Source organism: Saccharopolyspora sp. NPDC002686 (assembly GCF_040295745.1).
Lineage (GTDB): Bacteria > Actinomycetota > Actinomycetes > Mycobacteriales > Pseudonocardiaceae > Saccharopolyspora > Saccharopolyspora oryzae.
This window is the reverse complement of the sequence record NZ_JBEOVY010000568.1, coordinates 1-2,873: the sequence shown is the minus strand read 5'-3', so window position 1 is coordinate 2,873 and position 2,873 is coordinate 1. Positions and strand designations below refer to the sequence as shown.

General features: G+C 70.2%; 3 protein-coding genes. All 3 read left to right on the top strand.

Going from position 1 to position 2,873, the window contains the following annotated elements; all coding sequences use genetic code 11:
- Positions 1-273 (top strand): hypothetical protein (locus ABTZ89_RS37640; RefSeq protein WP_351054045.1); only part of this gene is annotated, 273 nt, incomplete at its 5' end.
- Between the two features lie 81 nt (positions 274-354).
- The gene (locus ABTZ89_RS37635) at positions 355-1,719 is read left to right on the top strand and encodes a hypothetical protein (protein ID WP_351054042.1); all 1,365 of its coding nucleotides are present in this window, start codon (positions 355-357) and stop codon (positions 1,717-1,719) included.
- Positions 1,720-1,953: 234 nt separating this feature from the next.
- Positions 1,954-2,724 carry an AfsR/SARP family transcriptional regulator gene (locus ABTZ89_RS37630; RefSeq protein WP_270951464.1) on the top strand — a complete coding sequence of 257 codons (771 nt, stop codon included), beginning with the start codon at positions 1,954-1,956 and terminating at the stop codon, positions 2,722-2,724.
- The last annotated feature ends 149 nt before the right edge of the window (positions 2,725-2,873 follow it).

Genomic DNA, 2,873 nt, shown 5'->3' with positions numbered 1-2,873 from the left:
CAGTCGCCGTTGTGTACCGGGCCGCTCCCCGCGGCGGCGCGGGGGGAGCGGCCCGGGTCCCATCCCGCGAAGGAGAAGGACATGCACTCACGCGAGCTGTCGGATCAGTCGGTAGAACTCCTGCCTGCGCGCGATGCGCTCAGCGGCGGCGGCTTCGGTGTCGGCGACATCGCCATCGTCAACCAGCTCAACGTCATCGTCGCGGTCAACATCGGCGGTGACATCGGGCAGGCCATCGATGCCAGCAACGTGGCCGACATCGACTTCAACTGATGAACCGCCAGGCCGGGAGCGGGAGTGCACCGTTCCCGGCCGGCGTTCGCGCGGACCCGGCCGGGTCCAGGAGGTTGTGCCATGACAGAAGTTTCCGACGTCGAGGTCGCGGACTCGACGGATGAGAACGCGGTTCCCCGGCTCGTCGACGGCGTGGCGCTGCTGGGCGAGTACGAGGGCGGCGGGTACGAGGAGCCGCGCTACCTGGTTTCGCGGGCCGACGGGCAGATGGTGCTCGTCTCCCCGCTGCTGCACGAGCTGGCGAGCCGGTTCGACGGGCAGCGCACCCTCCGCGAGGTGGCCGAGCAGGTCAACCAGGACCTCGACGCGGACCTCTCGCCAGCGGACGTGGCCTACCTCGTCGACGAGAAGCTGTACCCGATGGGCGTGGCCACCACGTCCGAACCGCTGCCGGACCCGCCGCGCTCCGATCCGCTGCTGTCGCTGGTGTTCAACACCCAGCTGCTGCCGCCCTGGTTCGTCCGCGCCGCCGCGAAGGTCTTCTCGGTGTTCTACCGGCCGCTGGTGATCGCGCTGATGCTGTGCATGTTCGTCGGCGTCGACGTCTGGCTGGTGATGTCCGGGGGCATCGACGCCGCGTTCCACCGGTCGGTCGGCGATCCGATCCTGGTCCTGACGCTGATGGTGCTGTGGGTCTGCGCGACGCTGTTCCACGAGTTCGGCCACGCCGCGGGCTGCCACTACGGCGGTGCGAGACCGGGCGGGATCGGCGTCGGCATCCTGATCTTCTACCCGGCGTTCTACACCAACGTCACCGACGCCTACCGGCTGGACCGGCGCGGTCGGCTGCGCACGGACCTGGGCGGGATCTACTTCAACGCGATCTTCATCGTGGCCATGTTCGGGCTCTACCAGGCGACCGGGCTGCCGTCGCTGATGGTGTTCATGGTGCTCAACCACCTGCAGATCCTGCAGCAGCTGCTGCCGCTGCTGCGGCTGGACGGCTACCTGATCCTCGGCGACCTGGTGGGCGTGCCGAACCTGTTCGCGTTCGTCGGCCCGGTGTGGCGGCGGATGCGCGGGAAGCCGGACGACGACAAGGCGGCGATGCACCAGGCGCTGCGCCCCCGGGTGCAGGTCCTGGTCACGGCCTGGGTGCTGATCGTGGTCCCGCTGCTGATCCTCGGGTTGACGATGCTGCTGATCCGGCTGCCGCTGTACCTGGCGACCGGGACGAGCCGGGCCCTGCAGTACGGCGAGGTCGCGTGGAACGCGGGCGGCAGCGGGCAGGTGGGCGTCCTGCTGATGGCGATCCTGTCGATGCTGATCCTGCTGGTGCCGTGGGTCGGCGGCACCGCGTTCGCGATCCGCACCGGTCGGCGGATCACCCGGCTCGTGGTCAAGCTGCGGGCTCGGCGGCAGGCCCGGCCGCACGCCCGGCACCGCAAGCGCTCCGGACGCTGGCACCCGCCCAAGGCTGCGTGAGTCCGGTTCGAGAAGGGGGGAGGGCGAGCTCCGGCACCGCATGGCGGGACCGGAGCTCGTCTTTGCTGCACCAGGTGATCTACCTGCAACAACAGGATCAGGAGTCACGTTGGGTAGTCCCGTAACAGCCGACCGGAGCCACCCGATTGGAGCGGGTGTGGGCACCCCGGTCCCGGTACGCGAACCGGTGATCGGGAGGGGGAAGCCCACTTCAGCTCGGTCGAGGGGGGAACTATGAGCGGTGGCACGGTGCAGTCGGCGGAACGCCGGCGGACGCGCACGCCAGCGCAGCCCGATCAGCCGTTCCGGCTGACGCTGCTGGGTGGCTGGGAGCTGCAGGCGAGCGGCGAGGCGGTGGCGATGTCCAGCAGCGGACAGCGCCTGCTGGCCCTGCTCGCGCTGCGCGGGCGCACTCAGCGCGACTACGCCGCGGGCATCCTGTGGCCGGAGAGCGACGACCAGAACGCGCTGGCGAACCTGCGGACCACGCTGTGGCGGGTGCGCCAGCGGGCTCGGGGTGCGGTGATCAGCACGCAGCACGAGATCGAGCTGGCGCCGCTGGTGTCGCTGGACATCGACGGCCTGGTCGCCGCCGGGCGCTACCTGCTGGAGGACGGCTCGGGGGACTCGCCGGGCGACTGCGCGGAGATCGGCCGCGACCTGGCGAACCACGCCCCGCTGCTGCCCGGCTGGTACGACGACTGGGTGCTCACCGAGCGGGAGCGCCTGCAGCAGCTCCAGGTGCACGCGCTGGAGGTCGCGGCGGAGCGGCTGGTGCAGTCCCGCCACCTGGCCAGCGCCCTGGAGATCGCGCAGGCGGCGACCCAGGTGGAGCCGTTCCGCGAGACGGCGCACTGCGCGGTGGTGAAGGTCCTGCTGCAGCAGGCGAACCCGGCGCAAGCGGTCCGCCACTACCGCCGCTACGAGAACCTCCTGGACCGGGAGCTGGGCATCCGCCCCTCGGACCACCTCCGCAACCTCGTCCGCCCAGTCCTCACCACCTGACCCCGCCGTCGGGGCCTCCCGGTGCTCCGGGGCCGAGGTCACGCAAATTCAATGGAAATCGAACCTCCGATTTCCATTGAATTTGCGGAAGTTCTCCACAGGACCCGGAACTTGTCCACAACCGTCGGTGTGTCCGGCCCCGACGCACC

Bases quoted from the DNA above. Each gene is read 5' to 3' on its own strand.
- ABTZ89_RS37635 (WP_351054042.1), top strand. From the start codon at position 355: ATGACAGAAGTTTCCGACGTCGAGGTCGCGGACTCGACGGATGAGAAC.
- ABTZ89_RS37630 (WP_270951464.1), top strand. From the start codon at position 1,954: ATGAGCGGTGGCACGGTGCAGTCGGCGGAACGCCGGCGGACGCGCACG.